General features: G+C 26.6%; 3 protein-coding genes. All 3 read left to right on the forward strand.

Annotated elements, in window-relative coordinates:
• Positions 1-88 precede the first annotated feature (88 nt).
• The 3 genes from RI76_RS02585 (at position 89) to dut (ending at position 2,207) form a co-directional block, all read left to right on the forward strand.
• The gene (locus tag RI76_RS02585) at positions 89-685 is read left to right on the forward strand and encodes a S26 family signal peptidase (protein ID WP_017192593.1); all 597 of its coding nucleotides are present in this window, start codon (positions 89-91) and stop codon (positions 683-685) included.
• 123 nt (positions 686-808) lie between these two features.
• Positions 809-1,747 carry a tyrosine-type recombinase/integrase gene (locus RI76_RS02590; RefSeq protein WP_261974347.1) on the forward strand — a complete coding sequence of 313 codons (939 nt, stop codon included), beginning with the start codon at positions 809-811 and terminating at the stop codon, positions 1,745-1,747.
• Complete coding sequence (dut, locus tag RI76_RS02595) at positions 1,740-2,207, forward strand: dUTP diphosphatase (RefSeq protein WP_017192595.1); 468 nt, start codon at positions 1,740-1,742, stop codon at positions 2,205-2,207. The genes RI76_RS02590 and dut overlap by 8 nt, the downstream gene beginning before the upstream one ends.
• Positions 2,208-2,300 lie beyond the last annotated feature (93 nt).

The raw sequence follows: 2,300 nt of genomic DNA on the forward strand, positions 1-2,300 counted from the left end.
AAGTGCAAACGATTAAAAGATATATTATAAAATGTTGAATATATAATTAATATTTGGAAATAACTATAAATTATAAGGGTAAAAAAGTATGATTATAAAACTTTTTAATAAAAATATCTCATTTGTCAAATTACTTTTTATGATTTTAACGAATGTTTTTTATTATTTAACGATAAGTTTATTATTATACTTAATTTTGTTAAACATTTTAAATTATTTTTATCCTAAAAAAGCTTCTAAATTTTTATTTTTAAATATGTATTGGATTAATAGTGAAAGCATGCGGCCTGAAATTAATAAAAACGATATTATCATTGTACAAAATTTAACGGAAAAAGATTGTTTGAATTTAAAAGCTGCAGATCAAGACAAAAAAGGCGATGATATAGTTTTTTTTGTTGAGAAAGAATTTCAAGAAGGACCATTAAAAAAGATTCCTTTTGTCGTACACCGAGTAGTTAGCAACGACAAAGAAAAGAAAAAATTGACTACTCAAGGCATCAATAACGAAGAAACCTTTGATTTTGAGGAAAAGATTGATTATAGCAACGCTTTATCAAAAGTCATCGTAGTTATACGTTTTGCTAGTATATGGAATTTTATGATAAGCACTGGGAATATTATTGCATTTCTGCTATTAGGTTTTTTTGTTGATTATTTTTTATTTAGAAGTTATTCAACCTAAAAAAAAAAAAAAAGAAAAAAGTAAACCAAGAAATAACATCAGAAAAATCAGCTTCATAATATTATCCAGATATATAAAGTGAAAAAATTTTAAAAATAGTAGGTTCTTATCATTTTACAATTAATCAAAAAATTTGAAGCGTTTGTAACCATTGAACGTAATTATTCCCCTTTAACAATTAAAAATTATCTTCATGATGTGAAAGATTTTCAAACCTTTTTAATGTCTAAAAAGATATCTTTTGATAGAGAAAGTCTTTCCCAGGAAAAACACGCTCGTTCTTTTGTGAGTTTTCTTTCTTCACAAAAACTCAAAAACATCAGTATTATGAGGAAAATATCGGTTTTAAGGACTTTTTATAATTTTTTAATTGAAAGACATGGTTTTAACAATAACATTTTCAAAGCGATACCTATTAAAAAAATTCCCAAAAAACTACCTAAAATAATTTCTGAAGAAGATATTCAAACTTTATTAGATTCTATTAATTTATCGAAAGAACTTGATTATAGAAATTATTTAATTCTAGATTTACTTTATAGTTGCGGTTTAAGAGTGAGTGAGTTAATTAAGCTCAAAATAGAGGATATTTATTTTTCTAACTCCCAACTTTTAATTTATGGCAAAGGGAGAAAAGTCCGTTATTTGCCTGTTCATGAATCTTTATTATCTATGCTAAAACATTATATTGCTAATATTAGGAATAAAATGATGACCAATAAAGCTGTAAAACATGCTTTTTTATTGGTTAATTATAAAGGAACTCCTTTAACCGAAAGAGGGGTAAGAATGATTTTAAAAGAATTATCATTAAAAACAGCAAATAAAATCAATCTTTATCCGCATATGTTAAGACACGCATTTGCCACTATTTTACTCAATAATGGTGCTGATTTAAGAGTAGTGCAAGAATTATTAGGTCATAATAGTTTAAAAACTACTCAAATTTATACTTTTGTATCCAATAATGTGTTAAAAAATAAATTTATTTCTAATCACCCCAGAAATAATTATAAAAAAAAGAAAAAACACCATAAAAAAGGAGAATTATCAAATGAATAATAAGCAAAAATGTGTTTTTGAAGTAGTGAGCGCTTTTAAAGATCAACAAATTAATTTACCTCAAAGACAAACCAATTATAGTGCCGGTTATGACTTAGAAGCTGCAGAAAGTATGGAAATTCCTGCCCAAAAAGTTGTTTTAGTTCCTACTGGCGTTAAAGCTTCTTTTCCTAAAAATCAAGTGTTATTAGTTTATGCGAGATCTTCTTTACCTTTAAAAAAAGGTTTAATGTTGGCTAATAACGTAGGTGTAATTGATAGCGATTATTATAATAACGAAAAAAACGAAGGACATATTTTTGTCCCTTTATATAATTTTTCTAATCAAACGATGACAATAGAAAAACACGAAAGAATTGCTCAAGGTCTTTTTCAAAATTTTTACGTAACTGATGATGATCATGCTGAAACCAAAAAAACGAGAAAAAGCGGCTTCGGCAGTACTAATGAAAAAAGTTAAAAAAACCAAAATAATTCAATGTAGCAGATCGGAAGAGCGGTTCAGCAGGAATGCCGAGACCGATATCGTATGCCGTCTTCTGCTTGAAAAAAA

Source organism: Milkweed yellows phytoplasma str. MW1 (genome assembly GCF_000309485.1).
Lineage (GTDB): Bacteria > Bacillota_I > Bacilli_A > Acholeplasmatales > Acholeplasmataceae > Phytoplasma.